A 21,281-nucleotide genomic window follows, 5' to 3' on the forward strand; every position below is an offset into this window, starting at 1 on the left:
GACGGTGCACAGGTGAGTACGGGCACGATGCGCGAAGCCGACCAGGGCGAGAGCGCCGCGATCCCCGAGCTGGTGATCATCTCCGGCATGTCCGGCGCCGGCCGCAGCACGGCGGCGAAGTGCCTGGAGGACCTCGGCTGGTTCGTCGTCGACAACATCCCGCCCGAGCTGATCCCGCCCATGGTGGAGCTCGGCGCCCGCTCCCAGGGCAATGTCGCCAAGATCGCCGTGGTCGTCGACGTCCGAGGCCGCCGCTTCTTCGCCAACCTCAAGGAGTCCCTGGCCACCCTCGACGCGCAGAACGTCAAGCGCCGCATCGTCTTCCTGGAGTCCTCCGACGAGGCCCTGGTGCGCCGCTTCGAGTCGGTCCGCCGCCCGCACCCCCTCCAGGGCGACGGCCGGATCGTCGACGGCATCGCCGCCGAGCGCGACCTGCTGCGCGAACTGCGCGGCGACGCCGACCTGGTCATCGACACCTCCAGCCTCAACGTCCATGAGCTGCGCGCCAAGTTGGACGCCCAGTTCGCCGGCGAGGAGGTCCCCGAGCTGCGCGCCACGGTCATGTCCTTCGGCTTCAAGTACGGCCTCCCGGTCGACGCCGACATGGTCATCGACTGCCGCTTCATCCCCAACCCGCACTGGGTCCCCGAGCTGCGCCCCTTCACCGGCCTGAACGACGAGGTCTCCAACTACGTCTTCAACCAGCCCGGTTCCAAGGAATTCCTGGACGGCTACACCGAGCTGCTCCGCCTGGTCGCGGCCGGCTACCGCCGCGAGGGCAAGCGCTATGTGACCATCGCCGTCGGCTGCACCGGCGGTAAGCACCGCAGCGTCGCGATGTCCGAGAAGCTGGCCCGCCGGCTGAGCTCCGAGGGCGTCGAAACGGTCGTCGTGCACCGGGACATGGGGCGCGAGTGACCTCCCGTACGCCGCGGCTGCGCCGGGTCCGCCGCTTCGTCCCCAGCGGCCGCGCGACCAAGGGCGCCACCCCCAAGGTGGTGGCCCTCGGCGGCGGCATGGGCCTGTCCGCCTCGCTCGCCGCCCTGCGCCGGATCACCCGGGACGTGACGGCCGTGGTCACCGTCGCCGACGACGGCGGCTCCAGCGGCCGGCTGCGCGACGAGCTCGGCGTGCTGCCCCCCGGAGACCTGCGCAAGGCGCTGGCCGCGCTGTGCGGTGACGACGACTGGGGCCAGACCTGGGCCCGGGTGATCCAGCACCGCTTCACCAGTGAGGGCGAGCTGCACGACCACGCTGTCGGCAATCTGCTGATCGTCGCCCTGTGGGAGCAACTCGGCGACCACGTCCAGGCGCTGGACCTGGTCGGCAGGCTGCTCGGCGCGCACGGCCGGGTGCTGCCGATGTCGGCGGTGCCGCTCGAACTCCAGGCTCAGGTCAAGGGTCTGGACCAGGATCACCCGGACGAGATCAGCACGGTCCGCGGCCAGGCCACGGTCGCGCTCACCCGCGGCGAGGTGCAGTCCGTGCACGTCGTTCCGGAGGAGCCGCCGGCCGTCCCGGAGGCGGTCGCCGCGGTCCGGGACGCCGACTGGGTGGTGTTGGGCCCCGGTTCGTGGTTCTCCTCGGTCATCCCGCATCTGCTCGTGCCCGAGCTGCGCGTGGCCCTGGAGGAGACCCAGGCCCGCAAGGTCCTCTCGCTCAACCTCGCGCCCCAGCCGGGCGAAACCGAGGGCTTCTCCCCGCAGCGTCATTTGGAGGTTTTGGCCCGACACGCCCCTAAACTCGCCTTCGACGTGGTGCTGGCAGATGAGGCCGCGGTGCCCGATATCGACGGCCTGACGGTTGCCGCCAAGCAACTGGTGGGAAGCGAGGTCGAGCTGGCCGCGGTCGCTGCACGCGGAGACGACGCCCGGTCCGGTGCCGGCGGAGCCCCCGACCGGCACGATCCGGAACTGCTGGCAGCCGCGTACGACCGTATTTTTCGGATGCATGGAAGGATCGGCCCATGGCGATGACGGCTGCGGTGAAGGATGAGATCTCCCGGCTCCCCGTCACCCGGACCTGCTGCCGGAAGTCCGAGGTCTCGTCGATCCTGCGGTTCGCGGGTGGTCTGCACCTGGTCAGCGGCCGCATCGTGATCGAGGCGGAGCTCGACACGGGCATCGCCGCCCGCCGGCTCCGCAAGGACATCCTGGAGATCTTCGGGCACTCCTCGGACCTGGTGGTGATGGCCCCCGGCGGGCTGCGGCGCGGCAGTCGCTACGTGGTCCGCGTGGTGGCCGGCGGCGACCAACTGGCCCGGCAGACCGGCCTGGTGGACGGCCGCGGCCGGCCCATCCGCGGCCTGCCCCCGCAGGTGGTCTCCGGCGCGACCTGCGACGCCGAGGCCGCCTGGCGCGGCGCCTTCCTCGCCCACGGCTCGCTGACCGAGCCCGGCCGCTCGTCCTCCCTGGAGGTCACCTGCCCCGGCCCCGAGGCCGCGCTCGCCCTGGTCGGCGCGGCCCGCCGGCTCGGCATCGGCGCCAAGGCCCGCGAGGTGCGCAGCGTCGACCGCGTCGTCGTCCGTGACGGTGATGCGATCGGCGCGCTGCTGACGCGGCTGGGTGCCCACGAGTCGGTGCTGGCGTGGGAGGAGCGACGGATGCGGCGCGAGGTGCGGGCCACCGCCAACCGCCTCGCCAACTTCGACGACGCCAACCTCCGCCGCTCGGCGCGGGCCGCGGTCGCCGCCGGCGCCCGGGTCCAGCGCGCCCTGGAGATCCTCGGCGAGGAGGTCCCCGAGCACCTCGCGGCGGCCGGCCGGCTGCGCATGGAGCACAAGCAGGCGTCCCTGGAGGAGCTCGGCGCGCTGGCCGATCCGCCGCTGACGAAGGACGCGGTCGCCGGCCGGATCCGCCGGCTGCTGGCGATGGCCGACAAGCGCGCCCAGGACCTGGGCATCCCGGGCACCGAGTCCAACCTCACCGAGGAGCTCGCCGACGGCATGGTGAGCTGACCTCCGCCGGGCCCGAACCACGCGCGCCCCCGGCACCCGTATCGGGTGCCGGGGGCGCCGTGCGTTCGCAGCTCATGGGGGTGCCGAACCCGTAGGCGTCAGAGGGGCTCGAAGGCGCTCACTTGAGCATCTTTCGCGGCCGATGTCAATGTCACGTACGTCTCTTCCAGGGGGTAGGGTCGTAGGCGGTCGGGGACAGCCCATACAGCTCGCCGGTTATCAAAACCGGCGTACCAACGAGGAGATCGGTTCGTGACGATCCGCGTAGGCATCAACGGATTCGGCCGCATTGGTCGCAACTACTTCCGCGCGCTCCTGGAGCAGGGCGCGGACATCGAGATCGTCGGTGTCAACGACCTGACCGACAACGCCACCCTGGTTCACCTGCTGAAGTACGACACCATCCTGGGTCGCCTGAAGCAGGACGTCAGCCACACCGACGACACCATCACGGTCGGCGACCAGACCTTCAAGACGATGGCCGAGCGCGACCCGGCGAAGCTCCCCTGGGGCGAGCTCGGTGCCGACGTCGTCATCGAGTCGACCGGCATCTTCACCAAGCGCGAGGACGCCGCCAAGCACCTCGCCGCCGGCGCCAAGAAGGTCCTGATTTCCGCGCCCGCCAAGGACGAGGACATCACGATCGTGATGGGCGTCAACCAGGACAAGTACGACGCGGCCAACCACCACGTCATCTCCAACGCCTCCTGCACCACCAACTGTGTGGCGCCGATGGCCAAGGTTCTCGACGAGAACTTCGGCATCGTCAAGGGCATGATGACCACGGTCCACGCGTACACCAACGACCAGCGCATCCTGGACTTCCCGCACAAGGACCTGCGCCGCGCCCGCGCCGCCGCGGAGAACATCATCCCGACCTCCACCGGTGCCGCCAAGGCCACCGCCCTGGTCCTCCCGCAGCTCAAGGGCAAGCTGGACGGCATCGCCATGCGCGTGCCGGTCCCCACCGGTTCGGTCACCGACCTGGTGCTGGAGCTCGACCGCGAGGTCAGCAAGGACGAGATCAACGCCGCCTTCCAGAAGGCCGCCGAGGGGCAGCTCAAGGGCATCCTGGAGTACACCGAGGACCCGATCGTCTCCTCGGACATCGTCAACTGGCCGGCCTCCTGCACCTTTGACTCCTCCCTTACGATGACCCAGGGCAAGCAGGTCAAGATCGTCGGCTGGTACGACAACGAGTGGGGCTACTCCAACCGTCTGGTGGACCTCACCGTCTTCGTCGGCGGCCAGCTCTGATCTCCGCCTGACGTCACCTAAGGCACCGGAATGTGCGGACGGGGCTCGTAGGGCGCGGCAACGCGACCTACGGGCCCCGTCCCATGACGGACTACAACGGAGTCACTTCACATGAAGACGATCGACGACCTGATCCAGGACGGCGTCGCCGGCAAGCGGGTCTTCGTCCGCGCCGATCTCAACGTCCCGCTGGACGGCACCACCATCACCGACGACGGCCGGATCCGCGCCGTCCAGCCGACCATCGCCAAGCTCGCCGCGGCCGGCGCCAAGGTGATCGTCGCCTCCCACCTGGGCCGTCCCAAGGGCGCCCCGGACCCCGCCTTCTCGCTGGCCCCCGCGGCCCGGCGGCTCGGTGAACTCCTCGGCCAGGACGTGGCGTTCGCCACCGACACGGTCGGCGAGTCCGCCCGTTCCGTGACCGCGCAACTGGCCGACGGTCAGGTGGCCGTCCTGGAGAACCTCCGCTTCAACGCCGGCGAGACCAGCAAGGACGACGCCGAGCGCGGCGCCTTCGCCGACCAGCTCGCCGAGCTCGCCGACCTCTACGTCGGCGACGGCTTCGGCGCCGTGCACCGCAAGCACGCCTCGGTCTACGACCTGCCCAAGCGGCTGCCGCACGCCGCCGGCGACCTGATCGCCACCGAGGTCGGCGTGCTGAAGAAGCTCACCGAGGACGTCAAGCGCCCCTACACGGTCGTCCTCGGCGGTGCGAAGGTTTCGGACAAGCTCGCCGTCATCGACGAGCTGCTCGGCAAGGCCGACCGGCTGCTGATCGGCGGCGGTATGGCGTACACCTTCCTCAAGGCCAAGGGCTACGAGGTCGGCATCTCCCTCCTCCAGGAGGATCAGATCTCGACCGTCACCGAGTACATGGAGCGCGCCGCGAAGAACGGCGTCGAGCTCGTGCTGCCCGTGGACGTGCTGGTCTCCGCGGACTTCCCCGACCTCAAGACGAAGGCCCCGGCCAACTTCGAGACGGTCGACGCCGACAAGATCCCCTCCGACAAGGAGGGGCTGGACATCGGCCCCAAGTCCCGTGAGCTGTTCGCCTCCAAGATCGTCGACGCCGAGACCGTCTTCTGGAACGGACCGGTCGGCGTCGCCGAGCACCCCGACTACGCCGGTGGCACCACCGCCATCGCGCAGGCCCTGCTCGACAGCACGGGCTTCACCGTCGTCGGCGGCGGCGACTCCGCCGCGGCCGTCCGCAACCTGGGCTTCGACGAGTCGAAGTTCGGCCACATCTCGACCGGCGGCGGCGCCAGCCTCGAATACCTCGAAGGCAAGACGCTCCCCGGCCTCGCCGCTCTGGAGGACTGAACAACCGTGAGTGACCGCACCCCGCTGATGGCGGGCAACTGGAAGATGAACCTCAACCACCTTGAGGCCATCGCCCACGTCCAGAAGCTCGCCTTCGCCCTGAACGACAAGGACTTCGACCAGGTGGAGGTCGCGGTCCTGCCGCCCTTCACCGACCTGCGCTCGGTGCAGACCCTCGTCGACGGCGACAAGCTCAAGATCAAGTACGGTGCCCAGGACCTCTCGGCGCACGGCTCCGGCGCCTACACCGGCGAGATCTCCGGCGCCATGCTCTCCAAGCTGAAGTGCGCCTACGTGGCCGTCGGCCACAGCGAGCGCCGCCAGTACCACGGTGAGGACGAGGAGGTCTGCAACGCCAAGGTCAAGGCCGCGTTCCAGCACGGCCTGACCCCGATCCTCTGCGTCGGCGAGGGCCTGGACGTCCGCAAGGCCGGCAACCAGGTCGCGCACACCCTCGCCCAGGTCGACGGCGGCCTCAAGGACGTCCCGGCCGAGCAGGCCGAGACGATCGTGATCGCCTACGAGCCGGTGTGGGCCATCGGCACCGGCGAGGTCGCGACCCCCGAGGACGCGCAGGAGGTCTGCGCGGCCATCCGCGGCCGCCTCGCCGAGCTCTACAGCCAGGAGCTGGCCGACAAGGTCCGCATCCAGTACGGCGGCTCGGTCAAGTCCGGCAACGTCGCCGCGATCATGGCGCAGCCGGACGTCGACGGCGCCCTGGTGGGCGGCGCGGCCCTGGACGCGGACGAATTCGTCAAGATCGTCCGCTTCCGCGATCAGTAGCAGCTATGACGACGGGCCCGGCCCGTCGTACCCTGTCGGGGCCGGGCCCGGTGTCGTGCGCACCGCCCGGCCCCGTGCCGTCCGGCCCCGTCCGGCCGGCTTGTTCCGTCCGACAGTCCTCAGAGAGTTGGTCCAGCCGTGGTCATCGGGTTCTCGATCGCCCTCATCATCTTCAGCTTGCTGCTGATGATGCTGGTGCTCATGCACAAGGGGAAGGGCGGCGGCCTGTCCGACATGTTCGGTGGCGGCATGCAGTCCACGGTCGGCGGCTCCTCCGTCGCCGAGCGCAACCTCGACCGCATCACCATCGTGATCGGTCTGCTCTGGTTCGCGTGCATCGTCGTGCTCGGCATCCTGATGAAGCTCGGTAGCTGACATCCCGTCGGAGACGCGGCCTATCATGAAAGGCAGCGTCCTGGGACGGGTAACTCGTGTCACTGGACGCGCGTTGGGCCTTACGTAGACTGGGGCGCCCGCAGCGCAGCTGCTGCGAGAGGCACGCGGCACCATGACGCAGGGAGTTACGACCGTGGCAAGTGGCAACGCGATCCGAGGAAGTCGGGTCGGGGCGGGGCCGATGGGGGAGGCCGAGCGCGGCGAGTCCGCGCCGCGCATCCGCATCTCCTTCTGGTGCTCCAATGGGCACGAGACGCAGCCCAGCTTCGCCGGCGACGCCCAGGTGCCGGACACCTGGGACTGCCCCCGCTGTGGTTTCCCGGCCGGCAAGGATCGGGACAGCCCGCCGGACCCGCCGCGCACCGAGCCGTACAAGACGCACCTCGCCTACGTCCGGGAGCGCCGCAGCGACGCCGACGGCGAGGCGATCCTGGCCGAGGCGCTCGCCAAGCTCCGCGGCGAGATCTGACGGAACCGCAGCACACCGCACCGCACGCAGCGCACCACGACCGGCCCGGCCGGAGGGAATCGCCCCTCCCGCCGGGCCGTTCGCGTTCCCGGCCGTTCGCGCTCCGGGGGGGCGAACGGGAGGACGGGATCTGAGGGGAGGGATGGGGAGGTTGCCGTAGGCCCGTTGTCAGTGGTCGACCGTACGGTTGCGAGCAGGGACGGATCCCGCTCGGGGGTCCCGGGGGACGCGCGGTACGGGGGCGGTCATGGCGCGGACGGACGGCGGTGCGGGGGGAGTTGGGGCGCCGGACTGGCGCGGCGGGTTCGGGCGGCTGTGGAGCGCCGCGGTGGTCTCCCGCTTCGGGGACGCGCTGCGCGGCATGGCGCTGCCGCTGCTCGCCCGTGCGCTCACGCCCGATCCGCTGCTGATCGCGCTGGTCACGGCCTGCGGCTTCGCGCCGTGGCTGCTGTTCGGGCTGCTCGGCGGCGCGATCGCCGACCGGGTCGAGGCGCGGCGGGCGATGTGGGCGGTCGATCTGGCGCGCGGGCTGCTGATGGCCGGCTTCGCGGTGGCCGTGGCGGCCGGCGCCGCGAGCATCGCGCTGGTGCTGGCGCTGGCCTTCGCGCTCACCACCCTCCAGACGCTTTTCGACAACGCCGCCACCGCCCTGCTGCCGGCGGTGGTGCCCCGCAGGGCGCTGCCGACGGCCAACGCCCGCCTGATGACCGGCCAGGAGGTCATCGGCCGGTTCGTCGGCGGGCCGGTGGCGCCGGTGCTCCTCGCGGCGGGCGCCGCGCTGCCGTTCGCGGCCGACGCGGCGACGTATCTGGTCGCCGCGGCGCTGGTGGCCTCGCTCCGCATCGGCGCGCCGCCCCGGCCGCCGGCCGCCTCCGGGCGGACCCTGCGCCGGGAAGTCGCCGCGGGCATACGGGCGTTGTGGCGGGACCGGGTGCTGCGGGTGGTCTGTGGCTCGGTGGCACTGGGCAACGTCGGCATCGGCGCGCTGATCGCAGAGCTGGTCGTGCTGGTCAAGGACTGGCTCGGCGCCGGGGACGTCGGCTATGTCGGGGTGACGACGGGGTACGGCGCCGGGACGGTGCTCGGCGGGCTGCTGGCCGGCCGGGTCATCGCCGCGGTGGGCGGGCAGTTGGGCACCCTGCTGTGGGCGGGCGTCGCGCAGGCCGCGGCGTTGGTGGCGTTCGGCACGGTGCGCGCGCTGTGGCCCGCGGCCCTGGCGCTCGGCCTGTTCGGCTTCGCCGGCACGGTGTGGAACGTCGTCGAGGCCACGGTGGTGCAGCAGCGCGCCCCGATGGCGATGCTGGGCCGGATCAGTTCCGCGTTCCGCACGGTCTCGATCGCCGGTGTCCCGCTGGGCGCGCTGCTGGGCGGTGCGGTCGCGGTGGCCGCCGGGCCCAACTCCCCGGCGCTGCTGGCTGCCGCGTTGCTGGGGCTCGGCGCGGTGGTGTTGATACCGGTTGTTCGGGGTGGCGACAGCGCTTCGTCCCACAGCGGACAGATACCTCATACCGTGCCCTGATCAATTAAGTTGGAGGACGGCGGGGCCGCTACGAGACGAAGAAGGCTGATGTCCGAATGAACGCAGAAGGCCGCGGCAGGCTCGACCAGTTGCCTGAGTGGACCGCGTTGAGCAAGCACCGCGAGCAGCTCCAGGAGGTGCACCTGCGCGAGCTGTTCGCCAAGGATCCCGGTCGCGCCGGGCGCCTCACGCTCCAGGTCGGCGATCTGCACCTGGACTACTCCAAGCACCTGGTCACCGACGAGACGCTGCGCCTGCTCCGTGAACTGGCCGCGGCGTGCGGCGTGACCGAGCTGCGGGACGCGATGTTCCGCGGCGAGAAGATCAACCTCACCGAGCACCGCTCGGTGCTGCACACCGCGCTGCGCGCGCCCGGTTCGGCCGTCATCACCTCCGACGGGGAGAACGTCGTCCCCGCGGTGCACCACGTCCTGACGAAGATGGCCACCTTCGCCGAGCGGGTCCGCTCCGGCGACTGGAAGGGTCACACCGGCCGCCGCATCAAGACGGTCGTCAACATCGGCATCGGCGGCTCCGACCTGGGCCCCGCGATGGCGTACGAGGCGCTGCGCGCCTACACCCACCGGGACATGCAGTTCCGCTTCGTCTCCAACGTGGACGGCGCCGACCTGCACGAGGCGGTCCGCGATCTGGACCCGGCCGAGACGCTGTTCATCATCGCCTCGAAGACCTTCACCACCATCGAGACGATCACCAACGCCACCTCCGCCCGCGACTGGCTGCTGGCCGGCCTCGGCGCCGAGAGCGGGGGAGCGGTCGCCAAGCACTTCGTGGCACTGTCGACCAACGCCGAGAAGGTCGCCGAGTTCGGCATCGACACGGACAACATGTTCGAGTTCTGGGACTGGGTCGGCGGCCGCTACTCCTACGACTCGGCGATCGGGCTGTCGCTGATGGTCGCGATCGGCCCGGAGCGGTTCCGCGAGATGCTGGCCGGCTTCCACCTCGTCGACGAGCACTTCCGCACCGCCCCGCCGGAGGAGAACGCCCCGCTCCTGCTGGGCCTGTTGGGCATCTGGTACGGCAACTTCTGGGACGCCCAGTCGCACGCCGTGCTGCCCTACAGCCACTACCTCTCCAAGTTCACGGCCTACCTCCAGCAGTTGGACATGGAGTCCAACGGCAAGTCCGTCGACCGCCAGGGCCACCCCGTCAACTGGCAGACCGGCCCGGTCGTCTGGGGCACCCCGGGTACCAACGGCCAGCACGCCTACTACCAGTTGCTCCACCAGGGCACCAAGATGATCCCGGCCGATCTGCTCGGCTTCGCCCGGCCGGTCGAGGACCTCCAGCCCCGTCTGGTCCCCCAGCACGACCTGTTGATGGCCAACCTCTTCGCCCAGGGCCAGGCGCTGGCGTTCGGCAAGACGGCGGACGAGGTGCGGGCCGAGGGCGTCGCCGAGGAGCTGGTACCGCACCGGACGTTCCGCGGCAACCACCCCACCACCACGATCCTGGCGTCGGAGCTCAGCCCGTCGGTGCTGGGCCAGTTGATCGCGCTCTACGAGCACAAGGTGTTCGTCCAGGGCGCGGTGTGGAACATCAACTCCTTCGACCAGTGGGGCGTGGAGCTGGGCAAGGTGCTGGCCAAGCGCGTCGAGCCGGCGCTCACCGACGGCGCCGAGGTGCCGGGCCTGGACGCCTCCACGGCCGGCCTGGTCGCCAAGTACCGCGAGCTGCGCGGGCGTTGATCCGGAACGTTGATGGCCCCACCCCCGCAGCGGGGGTGGGGCCATCAACGTGTGCGCGGGTCCTAGGAGGACGCCGGGGGGTAGAGGCCACGCGGCAGTTGGGCCGCGGCCGCCTCGTCCAGCAGCCACAGCGTCCGGCTGCGACCGCGCGCACCGGCCGCCGGGGCCTGCACCTCGCCGGCGCCGGACAGCGCGATGGCCGCGGCGTTGGCCTTGTCCTCACCGGCCGCCAGCAGCCAGACCTGTCGGGCCGCGCGGATCGCGGGCAGGGTCAGCGAGATCCGGGTGGGCGGCGGCTTGGGGGCGCCGTGCACCCCGACCACCGTCCGCTCCCGCTCGTGGACGGCCGGCAGCTCCGGGAAGAGCGAGGCGACATGGGTGTCCGGACCGACGCCCAGCAGCAGCACGTCGAAGGACGGCACCGGGGCGCCCGCGGCGCCAGCCGCCGACTGATAGTGCTCCGGGCCCGCGGCGGCGGCCAGTTCGGCCGCGTACGCCTCGGCCGCGGCGTCCGCGTCCCGGCCGTACGGGCCGTCCGAGGGCGCCATCGGGTGCACCCGGGCCGGGTCGAGCGGGACGCTGTCCAGCAGCACCTCGCGGGCCTGGGTGTAGTTGCGCTCCGGGTCGCCGTCCGGCAGGAACCGCTCGTCGCCCCACCACAGGTCCAGCCGCGACCAGTCGACCGCGTCCCGGGCGGGCGCCTCGGCCAGGGCCGCGAGCAGCCCGTTGCCGTTGCGCCCGCCGGTCAGCACCACGGAGGCCGAGCCGCGGGCCGCCTGGGCGTCGACGATCTTGGTGATCAGTCGGGCCGCGGCGGCCTTCGCCATCAGCTCCTTGTCGCGGTGGACGACGACCTGGGGTGCGCTCACTTGGCGCCCGCCTTCTTCGCTGCGGCCTTCTTCGCCGCGGGCTTGGCGGGGGCGTCCTGCGCCGGAGCCTTGTCCTCGCCGGTCGCCGGCGCGGGCTTGGCGTCCGCGGCCGACCCGCTGCCCGGCATCTGGAGCCGCGCCACGCCGTACTTCAGCGCGGCGGCGTAGATGTCGTCCGGGTCGAGCCGGCGCAGCTCCTCGGCGAGCAGCTCGGAGGTCTCCCGCCGCTTGAGCGCCACCGCGCGGTCCGGCTGGCCGGGCATGGAGAGGGTGGCCAACGAGGCGTCCGGGCGGCCCAGGGCGATCGTTCCGGCGGTGGTCTCCAGGCGCACCTCGGTGAGCCCGGGCCCCTCGGAGTCGGCGCGGGTGACCGGCACGTCCAACCGGCTGGCGAGCCACATGCCGAGCAGCTCGCAACTGGGGTTGAACCCCTCGCCCTCGACCACGGCCGAGGTGACCGTGCACGGTGCCTGGTCGAGCGCCGCCGCCAGCATCGAGCGCCAGGGCGTGATCCGGGTCCAGGACAGGTCGGTGTCGCCGGGGGTGTAGGAGTCGGCGCGGCCGGTCAGCTCCGCGATGGGCTGCTCGGCGGCGTAGGCGTCGGTGACGCGGCGCTGAGCCAGCGCGCCGAGCGGGTCCTTGGCCGGGTCCATCGGGGCGTTGACGGCCCACCAGACCACGACCGGGGCGTCCGGCAGCAGCAGCGGCAGCACCACGGACTGGGCGTGGTCGATCGCCTCGCCGTACAGCCGCAGGAGCACCGTCTCGCCGGTGCCGGCGTCGGTGCCCACCCGCACCTCGGCGTCCAGGCGGGCCTTGGCGCGGTCGCGCGGCGACCGGCTGACCCGCTTGATGACGACCAGGGTCCGCGAGGGGTGCTCGCGGGAGGCGTCGTTGGCCGCCTTCAGGGCGTCGTAGGCGTTCTCCTCGTCGGTGACGATGACGAGGGTGAGCACCATGCCGATGGCCGGGGTGCCGACCGCGCGGCGCCCCTGGACCAGCGCCTTGTTGATCTCGCTGGCCGTGGTTTCCGTCAGATCGATCTTCATGGCCGACGCCAGCTCCGTCCGTCTCGTGCGAGCATTTCGTCCGCCTCCACGGGGCCCCAGGTGCCCGCCGGGTACTGCGCGGGCTTGCCGTGCTTGTCCCAGAACTCCTCGATCGGGTCGAGGATCTTCCAGGACAGCTCGACCTCCTCCACCCGCGGGAAGAGGTTGGCGTCGCCGAGCAGCACGTCGAGGATCAGCCGCTCGTACGCCTCCGGGCTGGACTCCGTGAAGGACTCGCCGTAGGCGAAGTCCATCGACACGTCCCGCACCTCCATGGAGGTGCCCGGGACCTTGGAGCCGAACCGCACGGTCACGCCCTCGTCCGGCTGGACGCGGATGACCAGGGCGTTCTGCCCGAGCTCCTCGGTGGCGGTGTGGTCGAAGGGGGAGTGCGGGGCGCGCTGGAAGACCACCGCGATCTCGGTCACCCGGCGGCCCAGGCGCTTGCCGGTCCGCAGGTAGAACGGGACGCCCGCCCAACGGCGGTTGTCGATCCCCAGCTTGATCGCGGCATAGGTGTCGGTCTTCGACTTGGGGTCGATGCCGTCTTCCTGGAGGTAGCCGACGACCTTCTCGCCGCCCTGCCAACCCTCCGCGTACTGGCCGCGCACGGTCTCCTTGGCCAGGTCCTTGGGGAGTCGGACGGCGCCCAGCACCTTGGACTTCTCCGCCACCAGCGCGTCCGCGTCGAAGGAGGCGGGCTCCTCCATGGCGGTCAGCGCGAGCAGTTGGAGGAGGTGGTTCTGGATGACGTCGCGGGCCGCGCCGATGCCGTCGTAGTAGCCGGCCCGGCCGCCGATGCCGATGTCCTCGGCCATCGTGATCTGCACGTGGTCGACGAAGGAACGGTTCCACAGCGGCTCGAACATGGTGTTGGCGAACCGCAGCGCCAGGATGTTCTGGACCGTCTCCTTGCCCAGGTAGTGGTCGATCCGGAAGACCTCGTTGGGCGGGAAGACCTCGTGGACGATCCGGTTGAGCTCCTGGGCGCTGGCCAGGTCGTGGCCGAACGGCTTCTCGATGACCGCGCGGCGCCAGGAGCCCTCACTCTGCTCGGCCAGGCCGTGCTTCTTGAGCTGCTGGACGACCTTGGGGAAGAACTTCGGCGGCACGGAGAGGTAGAACGCGAAGTTGCCGCCGGTGCCCTGGGCCTTGTCGAGCTCCTCGATGGTGTCCTTGAGGGTCTCGAACGCCTCGTCGTCGTCGAAGTCGCCGTGGACGAAGCGGCAGCCCTGGACGAGCTGCTGCCAGACCTCCTCGCGGAACGGCGTACGGGCGTGCTCCTTGACGGCCTCGTACACCTCCTGCGCGAAGTCCTCGTTCTGCCACTCGCGACGGGCGAACCCGATCAGCGAGAAGCCCGGGGGGAGCAGGCCGCGGTTGGCCAGGTCGTAGACCGCGGGCATCAGCTTTTTGCGCGACAAATCGCCCGTGACGCCGAAAATGACCAGGCCCGACGGCCCCGCGATGCGCGGGAGCCGTCGGTCCGCGGCGTCACGGAGCGGATTCGCTCCATGAACGGTCAAGGGGATCAGCCCTCCGAGGGAGCGAGGCGCTTGAGCTCCGCCTCGGTCGACTTGAGCAGGTCGTTCCAGGCCGCCTCGAACTTCTCGACGCCCTCGTCCTCCAGGAGCTGGACGACGTCGTCGTACGAGATGCCGAGCGCGGCGATCGCGTCGAGGTCGGCCTGGGCGGCGGCGTAGGTGCCGCGCACCGTGTCGCCGGTGATCTCGCCGTGGTCGGCGGTGGCCTCCAGGGTGGCCTCCGGCATGGTGTTGACCGTGCCCGGGGCGACCAGTTCGTCCACGTACAGGGTGTCCTTGAACGCGGGGTCCTTGACGCCGGTCGAGGCCCACAGCGGACGCTGCTTGTTGGCGCCCGCCTTGTCGAGGGCCGTCCAGCGGTCGGAGGAGAAGACCTCCTCGTACGCCTGGTACGCGAGGCGGGCGTTGGCGAGCGCGGCCTTGCCCTTGAGGGCCTTGGCCTCGTCGGTGCCCAGCTTCTCCAGGCGCTTGTCGATCTCGGTGTCCACGCGGGACACGAAGAACGAGGCCACCGAGCGGATCTCGGACAGGTCCAGGCCCGCGGCCTTGGCCTTCTCCAGACCGGCGAGGTAGGCGTCCATCACCTCGCGGTAGCGCTCCAGCGAGAAGATCAGCGTGACGTTGACGCTGATGCCCAGGCCGATCACCTCGGTGATGGCCGGCAGGCCCGCCTTGGTGGCCGGGATCTTGATCAGCGTGTTCGGGCGGTCCACCAGCCACGCGAGCTGCTTGGCCTCGGCGATGGTCGCCACGGTGTGGTGCGCCAGCCGCGGGTCCACCTCGATGGAGACCCGGCCGTCCTGGCCACCGGTGGCGTCGAAGACCGGGCGCAGCACGTCGGCGGCGTCCCGGACGTCCGCCGTGGTGATCATGCGGATGGCTTCGCCGACGGTGACCTTGCGGGCGGCGAGGTCGGCGACCTGCTGCTGGTAGCCGTCGCCCGAGGAGATCGCCTTCTGGAAGATCGACGGGTTGGTGGTGACGCCGACGACGTGCTGCTGGTCGATCAGCTCGGCCAGGTTGCCGGACGTGATGCGCTTGCGCGACAGGTCGTCCAGCCAGATCGCCACGCCTTCGTCGGAAAGGCGCTTGAGTGCGTCTGTCATGGGTTTTGCATCTCCTACGTGTCGTATGGCGGGCGTCAGCGCGCGGCGGCGGTCAGCGATTCCCGGGCGGCGGCGGCCACCGCTTCGGGGGTGAAGCCGTACTCGCGGAAGAGGAACTTGCCGTCGGCCGAGGCGCCGAAGTGCTCCAGCGAGATGATCCGGCCGGCGTCCCCGACGTAGCGGTGCCAGGTCAGCCCGATGCCGGCCTCCACGGCGACCCGGGCCTTGACCGACGGCGGCAGCACGCTGTCCTTGTACGCCTGGTCCTGCTCCTCGAACCACTCCACGGACGGCATCGAGACCACGCGGGTCGGAACGCCCTCGGCCTGGAGCTGCTCGCGGGCCGCAACGGCGAGCTGCAACTCGGAACCGGTGGCGATCAGCACCACCTGCGGCTCGCCGCCCTCGGCCTCGAAGCGGACGTAACCGCCCTTGGCGGTGGCCTCGTTGGCCTCGTAGGTCGGCACGCCCTGACGGGTCAGCGCCAGACCGTGCGGGGCACCCACGCCGAACTCCTTCGTCCAGCGGCGCATGATCTCGCGCCAGGCGAGCGCGGTCTCGTTGGCGTCGGCCGGGCGCACGACGTTCAGGCCCGGGATGGCGCGCAGCGAGGCCAGGTGCTCGACCGGCTGGTGGGTCGGGCCGTCCTCGCCCAGGCCGACGGAGTCGTGCGTCCACACGTACGTCACCGGCAGGTGCATCAGGGCGGACAGCCGGACGGCGTTGCGCATGTAGTCGGAGAACACCAGGAAGGTGCCGCCGTAGATGCGGGTGTTGCCGTGCAGCGCGATGCCGTTCATCTCCGCGGCCATGGAGTGCTCGCGGATGCCGAAGTGGACGGTCCGGCCGTACGGGTCGGCGCCCGGCAGCGGGTTGCCCTTCGGCAGGAACGACGAGGTCTTGTCGATGGTGGTGTTGTTCGACCCGGCGAGGTCGGCGGAGCCGCCCCACAGCTCGGGGACGACCGCGCCCAGTGCCTGGAGCACCTTGCCGGAGGCGGCACGGGTGGCCACCGCCTTGCCGGTCTCGAACGCCGGGAGGTGGTCCTCCCAGCCCGCCGGCAGCTCGCCCGCGGCGATCCGGTCGAACTCCGCGGCGCGCTCGGGGCTGGCGGTGCGCCAGGCGGCGAACGCCTTCTCCCACTCGGCCTTGGCCTCACGGCCGCGGTCCAGCGCCCCGCGGGTGTGGGACAGGACCTCGGCGGCGACCTCGAAGGACTGCTCCGGGTCGAAGCCCAGCACGCGCTTGGTGGCCGCGACCTCCTCGTCGCCCAGCGCCGAGCCGTGCGCGGCCTCGGTGTTCTGGGCGTTGGGGGCCGGCCAGGCGATGATCGAGCGGGCCGCGATGAACGACGGCCGCTCGGTCTCCGCCTTGGCGGCCTCCAACGCCTTCGCCAGACCGGCCGGGTCCAGGTCGCCGCCTGGGAGCTGCTCGACGCGCTGGACGTGCCAGCCGTACGCCTCGTAGCGCTTGAGGGTGTCCTCGGAGACCGCGGTCTCGGTGTCGCCCTCGATGGAGATGTGGTTGTCGTCCCACAGCAGGACGAGGTTGCCCAGCTTCTGGTGCCCCGCCATCGAGGACGCCTCGGCCGCGATGCCCTCCTGGAGGCAACCGTCGCCGGCGATGACGTAGATGGTGTGGTCGAACGGGGAGGTGCCCGGGGCCGCCTCGGGGTCGAACAGACCGCGCTCGTAACGGGCGGCCATCGCCATGCCCACGGCGTTGGCGACGCCCTGGCCCAGCGGGCCGGTGGTGGTCTCCACGCCGGTGGTGTGGCCGTACTCCGGGTGACCCGGGGTCTTCGAGCCCCACGTGCGGAAGCTCTTGAGGTCGTCCAACTCCAGGCCGTAGCCGGCGAGGAAGAGCTGGATGTAGAGCGTCAGGCTGGAGTGGCCGGCGGAGAGCACGAACCGGTCGCGACCGGTCCAGTCCGCGTCGGCGGGGTCGTGCCGCATCAGCTTCTGGAACAGGACGTAGGCGGCGGGCGCCAGGCTCATGGCCGTACCCGGATGGCCGTTACCGACCTTCTGCACGGAATCCATGGCCAGGACTCGGACGGTATCCACAGCCCGCTGGTCCAGTTCGGTCCACTCGAAATCTGTGGTGGTCGGCTTGGTGCTCACCCTGAGTCAGGGCTCCTCTCCACATGTCGAACGCGGACGGCATATCCGCCCAGGCGGTGTCGAGCCTACCCCCGTGAATGCGCCCGCCTTTTCGACGCTCAGTCGGAGATTTCGGCGCTCAGGCGGTGCTCAGTCGGGGCGTTGGGCGCTCAGTCGGCGGGCGGTGTCGCTCACGGGGTTTTTTGTCGCTTGGGGCAACCAGTTCGGCGCTCCGGGCATTCCCGGCGTCGGGCTGCGCCATACGACCAGACTGCCGGGCGCCCGGCGCGTCCGCCTCCCGAACGCCGGGTCAACGGCGGGAGAGTCCCGGGCGATCCGGCGCGGGGTGCGTCCGGGGCGTCCCGGACGCGCGTCCGCGACCGGGCGCCCAACACGACCCCACCCCCGCGAGAGCCGCCGTATGGCCAACGTCTAAAGTGGCGTGGTAAGCGCAAGCCTTTACCGGGTGTTCACCGCCGGCGGAGCTTGCTGGCCTCATCTTCCGCGGCTGCGGCCGCTGATGTTACTTCCAGGGGTGTGCGTGACGGCCGTCGAAACCCGTCCTGCGGGGGGGCTCTCTCAGGTCCCCGGGAGTCCCGGTAACCGGCCGTTCGGGGCCCGGGTCAAGGCGTTCATCGCGCTGACCAAGCCACGAGTCATCGAACTGCTGTTGATGACGACGGTGCCGGTGATGTTCCTGGCGGCCGGCGGGGTGCCGGACCTGTGGCTGGTGCTGGCCACCTGCGTCGGCGGTTACCTCTCCGCCGGCGGCGCCGCGGCGTACAACATGTACCTCGACCGCGACATCGACGCGTTGATGGACCGCACCTCCCAGCGTCCGCTGGTGACGGGCATGGTCTCGCCGCGCGAGTGCCTGGTCTTCGCGTCCGTCCTCACGGTCGGCTCCACCGCCCTGTTCTGGTACCTCGTCAACCCGCTGTCGGCGATGCTGTCGCTCGGGGCGATCTTCTTCTACGTCGTCGTCTACACGATGATCCTCAAGCGGCGCACGTCGCAGAACATCGTCTGGGGCGGCATCGCGGGCTGCATGCCCGTCTTCATCGGCTGGTCCTCGGTGACCAACTCCGTCTCCTGGGCCTCGCTGGTCCTCTTCCTCGTCATCTTCTTCTGGACGCCGCCGCATTACTGGCCGCTGTCGATGAAGGTCACCGACGACTACAAGCGGGTCGGCGTGCCGATGCTGCCGGCCGTCGCGGGCAACAAGGTCGTGGCCCGGCAGATCGTCGCCTACAGCTGGGTGATGGTCGCGGTCTCGCTGCTGCTCCAGCCGCTGGGCTACACCGGCTGGTTCTACACCGCGGTCGCGGTCGCCTGCGGCGCCTTCTGGCTGCGCGAGGCGCACGCCCTCCAATCCCGCGCCAAGGCCGGCATCACCGGGCCCAAGCTCAAGGAGATGCGGCTCTTCCACTGGTCCATCACCTATGTGTCGCTGCTGTTCGTGGCCGTCGCGGTGGACCCGTTCCTGCGCTGATTCCCCCGCCGGGCCGGCCGGCCTGAGGGGTGTGGGGGATCACCTCCCCAAAGGCCGTACCGGTCGGTAGCATGCTGACCATGGCAGACACCCAGCAGGCGGACGAGCAGGCGGCGGGCGGCCCGGCCACCGCGACCCCGGCGGAGAGGCGGGCCGAGAAGCAGGCGGCCCGACTCGCCAAGCAGATCCGTGCCTTCGCGAGCGCGCACGGCGGCAGCGCCGAGGGCCAGCTCGCCCACATCGGCCGCGGCCGCACCCGGATCGCTCTGGTCGGCGCCAACGGTGGGTGGGGCAATCTGGTCGCCGACAGCTACCCCGCGGCCCAGAAGGCCGCCGAGCAGGCCGGTCTCTCCCTCCAGGACGACTTCGACGGCGAGTTGGCCGCGAAGGTCCGCACCGGGCGCTACGAGTGGTCCCGGATGGCCGGCATCCAGCTCGGCGGGCCGTCCAACCCCTGAAACTCCCCGGGCCGGGCGCCCCGTTGGCCGTGCGCCGGGGCGCCCGGCCCGCTACCTCACCACCCGCTCGCCCGTTAAGCTCACCGGGCGCGGTGCACCGGCGACGCACGGCGGGCTGACGGCGAGGAGCGGCGGATGGACAGACTCCCCCCGCTCATCGACCAGTTCAGCCACGGTGCCGTCCACGGCGAACTGGGACTCGGCTCCTTCGAGGCACATCTGGCCGACGCGGTCGGCGCGCAGGGCCCGGCGGCGCCTGCGGGCACCACGTTCTTCGACACCCGCGCCGGCCTCGCGATACGCCGCTGGTGTCCCCCGCTGCTCGGCCTGGAGCCGCACTGCCCGCCGGTGCGCTATCTGGCCCGCCGGCGTGAGCTGGGCGCCTTCCGCGCGGGGCGGATGCTGTTGCGCGGCGCCGGCATCGGCACGTTCCTGGTGGCGGCCGGCAGTCCCGGCGGACTGACCTCGGCCACCGAACTCGCGGCCGCCGCCGAGGCCCACGCCCACGAGGTCGTCCGGCTCGAACCGCTCGCCGAGCAGGTCGCCGACACCTCCGGCAGCGTCGACGCGTTCCTCGGCTACACCGCCGAGGCGCTGTACGCGGCCGGCCAGCACGCCACCGCCTTCGCCTCCGGCGCCACCTACTGCGAGGGGCGGGCCCCGGAAGCCGCCGAGGTGCGACGCGCCGCGGACCGTTGGCTGCGCGGCCGGCGCCCCGGGGAGCCGCTCGCCGAGCCCGCGCTCGTCCGGCACTTACTGTGGAGCGCGGTGGCGACCGGGCTGCCGGTGCAGCTCCACTGCCCCGATCCGCGGCCGCTCGCCGGCTTCCTGCGGGCCACCGCCGGCCTCGGCTCCGACCTCGTCCTGCTGCCCGGGCCCCCGCACCACGGGCGGGCCGCGCAACTCGCCGCCGTGCACGCCCACGTCTACGCGGACACCGGCCCGCACCCCGAAGAGGCCCTGGGCCGGGCGCCGTTCGGCAAGCTGCTGTTCTCCTCGGGCGCCCGCGGGCTGCCCGAGCTCTACGTCATCGCCGCCCGGCTCTTCGCCCGGGCCATGGAACGCGTCGTGGGGGAGTGGACCGCCGAGGGGCTGTGCGGCGCCGCGGACGGGCGGCGGATCACCGAACTGGTCGGTTCCGGGACGGCGCGCCGGGTCTACCGGCTGGCGGCGACCACCTGAGCGTCGGGCGCCTCGGGGGTCTCGTCGGCGGCCGGCACGGCGGGGTTCCCCACCTGGAGCGGGCCGCGGTCGCGCAGCGACAGGGCGATGCACAGCACGGCGATCCACACCAGGGTCGAGCCCATCATGTGGAGGCCGACGACGATCTCCGGCAGGCCCATGAAGTACTGGACGTAGCCGATGACGCCCTGGGAGGCGAGGCAGCCGAAGAGCGCCAGCACCGCCCGGCGCGGGGCGACCGGGGCCTTGACCGCGCGCAGCGCGAACCACAGGGCCACGCTCAGCCCGACCACGATGTAGACGAAGTCGACGTGGAGTTGGGTGATCTCCTGCCAGTCCAGCGGGATGCGGTGGACCTTGTGCGCATCGCCCGCGTGCGGTCCCGAGCCGGTGACGACCGTGCCGATGAGGGTGAGCGCGGCGGTGGCCGCCGTCAGCAGCCAGGCCAACTGCCGGACCGGTCGGGCGACCGTGTCGCGCGGCTCCTCGTCGCCCTCCTTGGCGCGCCGCCAGCTCAGCACGGCGACCGTCAGCAGGGCGGTGGTGAGCAGGAAGTGCGCGGCGACCAGGTACGGGTTGAGGCCGGTCAGCACGACGATGCCGCCCCAGACCGCGTTGCCCATCACGATCCAGAACTGCGCCCAGCCGAGGCGGGTGAGCGAGCGGCGGCGCGGCGCGCGGGCCCGGGCCGCCACGATGAACAGCCCGATGAACGCGCACAGCACGTAGGTCAGCAGACGGTTGCCGAACTCGATGAGGCCGTGGATGCCCATCTCGGCGGTCGGGGTGAGGCTGTCCGGGGTGCACTGGGGCCACGTCGAGCAGCCCAGGCCGGACTCGGTCAGCCGGACCGCGCCGCCGGTGACGACGATGACCACCGCCATCACGACGGTGGCGAGCGCCGCCCGCTCGACGAAGCGCGCGGAGGGCTGCCAGCGGCGGGCGATCAGCTCAAAGGGATTCAGCGTGTTCGGCACGGGAGTCATCGTAGGCGGCGGCTTGTGCGCGTTTTCACGAGGGTCCCGGTTCGTGTTTCCGGCTGGGGGTTCGGGGCTGGCCCCGAG

19 protein-coding genes are annotated in these 21,281 nt (G+C 71.4%); 13 read left to right on the top strand and 6 right to left on the bottom strand.

Translation table 11 applies throughout. The features are described 5' to 3' along the window. Positions 1–27: 27 nt before the first annotated feature. The 10 genes from rapZ to pgi all read left to right on the top strand — a co-directional run bounded on the left by rapZ (position 28) and on the right by pgi (position 10,415). A complete protein-coding gene (gene rapZ, locus PV796_RS28575; protein ID WP_376567054.1) occupies positions 28–918 on the top strand; it encodes an RNase adapter RapZ in 891 nt (296 codons plus the stop codon). Beyond that, entirely contained in the window at positions 915–1,976 is a 1,062-nt protein-coding gene (locus PV796_RS28580) for a gluconeogenesis factor YvcK family protein (protein WP_274916284.1), read from the top strand. Before rapZ ends, PV796_RS28580 begins: the two co-directional genes overlap by 4 nt. Beyond that, entirely contained in the window at positions 1,967–2,956 is a 990-nt protein-coding gene (gene whiA, locus PV796_RS28585) for a DNA-binding protein WhiA (RefSeq protein ID WP_018536829.1), read from the top strand. The genes PV796_RS28580 and whiA overlap by 10 nt, the downstream gene beginning before the upstream one ends. A 252-nt stretch (positions 2,957–3,208) precedes the next feature. Beyond that, positions 3,209–4,213, top strand: a complete 1,005-nt coding sequence (gene gap, locus PV796_RS28590) for a type I glyceraldehyde-3-phosphate dehydrogenase (RefSeq protein WP_274916292.1) — start codon at positions 3,209–3,211, stop codon at positions 4,211–4,213. Between the two features lie 111 nt (positions 4,214–4,324). Continuing rightward, positions 4,325–5,536 (top strand): phosphoglycerate kinase, encoded by a 1,212-nt coding sequence (locus PV796_RS28595; protein ID WP_274916294.1) that lies wholly within the window; start codon positions 4,325–4,327, stop codon positions 5,534–5,536. A 6-nt stretch (positions 5,537–5,542) separates the two neighbouring features. Next, positions 5,543–6,319: a triose-phosphate isomerase gene (tpiA, locus tag PV796_RS28600; RefSeq protein ID WP_274916295.1), complete on the top strand. Its 777-nt coding sequence runs from the start codon at positions 5,543–5,545 to the stop codon at positions 6,317–6,319. 138 nt (positions 6,320–6,457) lie between these two features. Further along, positions 6,458–6,694, top strand: coding sequence for a preprotein translocase subunit SecG (gene secG, locus PV796_RS28605; protein ID WP_274916296.1), 237 nt, complete (start codon positions 6,458–6,460; stop codon positions 6,692–6,694). 154 nt (positions 6,695–6,848) lie between these two features. Then, complete coding sequence (locus PV796_RS28610) at positions 6,849–7,184, top strand: RNA polymerase-binding protein RbpA (protein WP_016578660.1); 336 nt, start codon at positions 6,849–6,851, stop codon at positions 7,182–7,184. A gap of 247 nt (positions 7,185–7,431) precedes the next feature. Further along, positions 7,432–8,703, top strand: a complete 1,272-nt coding sequence (locus tag PV796_RS28615; protein WP_274916297.1) for an MFS transporter — start codon at positions 7,432–7,434, stop codon at positions 8,701–8,703. A gap of 56 nt (positions 8,704–8,759) precedes the next feature. Beyond that, on the top strand, positions 8,760–10,415 hold the full coding sequence (pgi, locus tag PV796_RS28620) for a glucose-6-phosphate isomerase (protein WP_274916298.1): 1,656 nt from the start codon (positions 8,760–8,762) through the stop codon (positions 10,413–10,415). 62 nt (positions 10,416–10,477) lie between these two features. Here the strand turns inward: pgi and pgl are convergent, their stop codons facing one another. The 5 genes from pgl to tkt are packed head-to-tail and all read right to left on the bottom strand — an operon-like array spanning position 10,478 to position 17,106. Then, positions 10,478–11,284, bottom strand: coding sequence for a 6-phosphogluconolactonase (gene pgl / locus PV796_RS28625; protein WP_274916299.1), 807 nt, complete (start codon positions 11,282–11,284; stop codon positions 10,478–10,480). Then, a complete protein-coding gene (gene opcA, locus PV796_RS28630; RefSeq protein ID WP_274916300.1) occupies positions 11,281–12,333 on the bottom strand; it encodes a glucose-6-phosphate dehydrogenase assembly protein OpcA in 1,053 nt (350 codons plus the stop codon). The genes pgl and opcA overlap by 4 nt, the downstream gene beginning before the upstream one ends. Further along, the gene (gene zwf, locus PV796_RS28635) at positions 12,330–13,859 is read right to left on the bottom strand and encodes a glucose-6-phosphate dehydrogenase (protein ID WP_274916301.1); all 1,530 of its coding nucleotides are present in this window, start codon (positions 13,857–13,859) and stop codon (positions 12,330–12,332) included. Before zwf ends, opcA begins: the two co-directional genes overlap by 4 nt. Positions 13,860–13,864: 5 nt before the next feature. Then, positions 13,865–14,983, bottom strand: a complete 1,119-nt coding sequence (gene tal, locus PV796_RS28640) for a transaldolase (protein WP_274916302.1) — start codon at positions 14,981–14,983, stop codon at positions 13,865–13,867. A gap of 35 nt (positions 14,984–15,018) precedes the next feature. Next, on the bottom strand, positions 15,019–17,106 hold the full coding sequence (tkt, locus tag PV796_RS28645; RefSeq protein WP_274916303.1) for a transketolase: 2,088 nt from the start codon (positions 17,104–17,106) through the stop codon (positions 15,019–15,021). A gap of 520 nt (positions 17,107–17,626) precedes the next feature. On the opposite strand from tkt, the gene PV796_RS28650 reads away from it, so the two are divergent. From PV796_RS28650 to PV796_RS28660, 3 genes are all read left to right on the top strand, one after another. Beyond that, positions 17,627–18,577, top strand: a complete 951-nt coding sequence (locus PV796_RS28650) for a heme o synthase (RefSeq protein ID WP_274916304.1) — start codon at positions 17,627–17,629, stop codon at positions 18,575–18,577. 71 nt (positions 18,578–18,648) lie between these two features. Further along, entirely contained in the window at positions 18,649–19,035 is a 387-nt protein-coding gene (locus PV796_RS28655; protein ID WP_274916305.1) for a hypothetical protein, read from the top strand. A gap of 135 nt (positions 19,036–19,170) precedes the next feature. Further along, complete coding sequence (locus tag PV796_RS28660; RefSeq protein WP_274916306.1) at positions 19,171–20,217, top strand: amidohydrolase; 1,047 nt, start codon at positions 19,171–19,173, stop codon at positions 20,215–20,217. On the opposite strand, the gene PV796_RS28665 is transcribed toward PV796_RS28660, so the two are convergent. Beyond that, positions 20,193–21,194 carry a COX15/CtaA family protein gene (locus PV796_RS28665; protein ID WP_274916307.1) on the bottom strand — a complete coding sequence of 334 codons (1,002 nt, stop codon included), beginning with the start codon at positions 21,192–21,194 and terminating at the stop codon, positions 20,193–20,195. The genes PV796_RS28660 and PV796_RS28665 overlap by 25 nt on opposite strands. Positions 21,195–21,281: the final 87 nt, after the last annotated feature.

The sequence above is a fragment of the Streptomyces sp. WZ-12 genome, assembly GCF_028898845.1.
Classification (GTDB): domain Bacteria; phylum Actinomycetota; class Actinomycetes; order Streptomycetales; family Streptomycetaceae; genus Streptomyces.

What these genes read in the sequence shown, in the direction of transcription:
- PV796_RS28655 (WP_274916305.1), top strand. Translation starts at nt 18,649, where the DNA reads ATGCTGACCATGGCAGACACCCAGCAGGCGGACGAGCAGGCGGCGGGC.
- PV796_RS28615 (WP_274916297.1), top strand. Translation starts at nt 7,432, where the DNA reads ATGGCGCGGACGGACGGCGGTGCGGGGGGAGTTGGGGCGCCGGACTGG.
- rapZ (WP_376567054.1), top strand. Translation starts at nt 28, where the DNA reads ATGCGCGAAGCCGACCAGGGCGAGAGCGCCGCGATCCCCGAGCTGGTG.
- tal (WP_274916302.1), bottom strand. Translation starts at nt 14,983, where the DNA reads ATGACAGACGCACTCAAGCGCCTTTCCGACGAAGGCGTGGCGATCTGG.
- pgi (WP_274916298.1), top strand. Translation starts at nt 8,760, where the DNA reads ATGAACGCAGAAGGCCGCGGCAGGCTCGACCAGTTGCCTGAGTGGACC.
- PV796_RS28660 (WP_274916306.1), top strand. Translation starts at nt 19,171, where the DNA reads ATGGACAGACTCCCCCCGCTCATCGACCAGTTCAGCCACGGTGCCGTC.
- PV796_RS28595 (WP_274916294.1), top strand. Translation starts at nt 4,325, where the DNA reads ATGAAGACGATCGACGACCTGATCCAGGACGGCGTCGCCGGCAAGCGG.
- whiA (WP_018536829.1), top strand. Translation starts at nt 1,967, where the DNA reads ATGGCGATGACGGCTGCGGTGAAGGATGAGATCTCCCGGCTCCCCGTC.
- opcA (WP_274916300.1), bottom strand. Translation starts at nt 12,333, where the DNA reads ATGAAGATCGATCTGACGGAAACCACGGCCAGCGAGATCAACAAGGCG.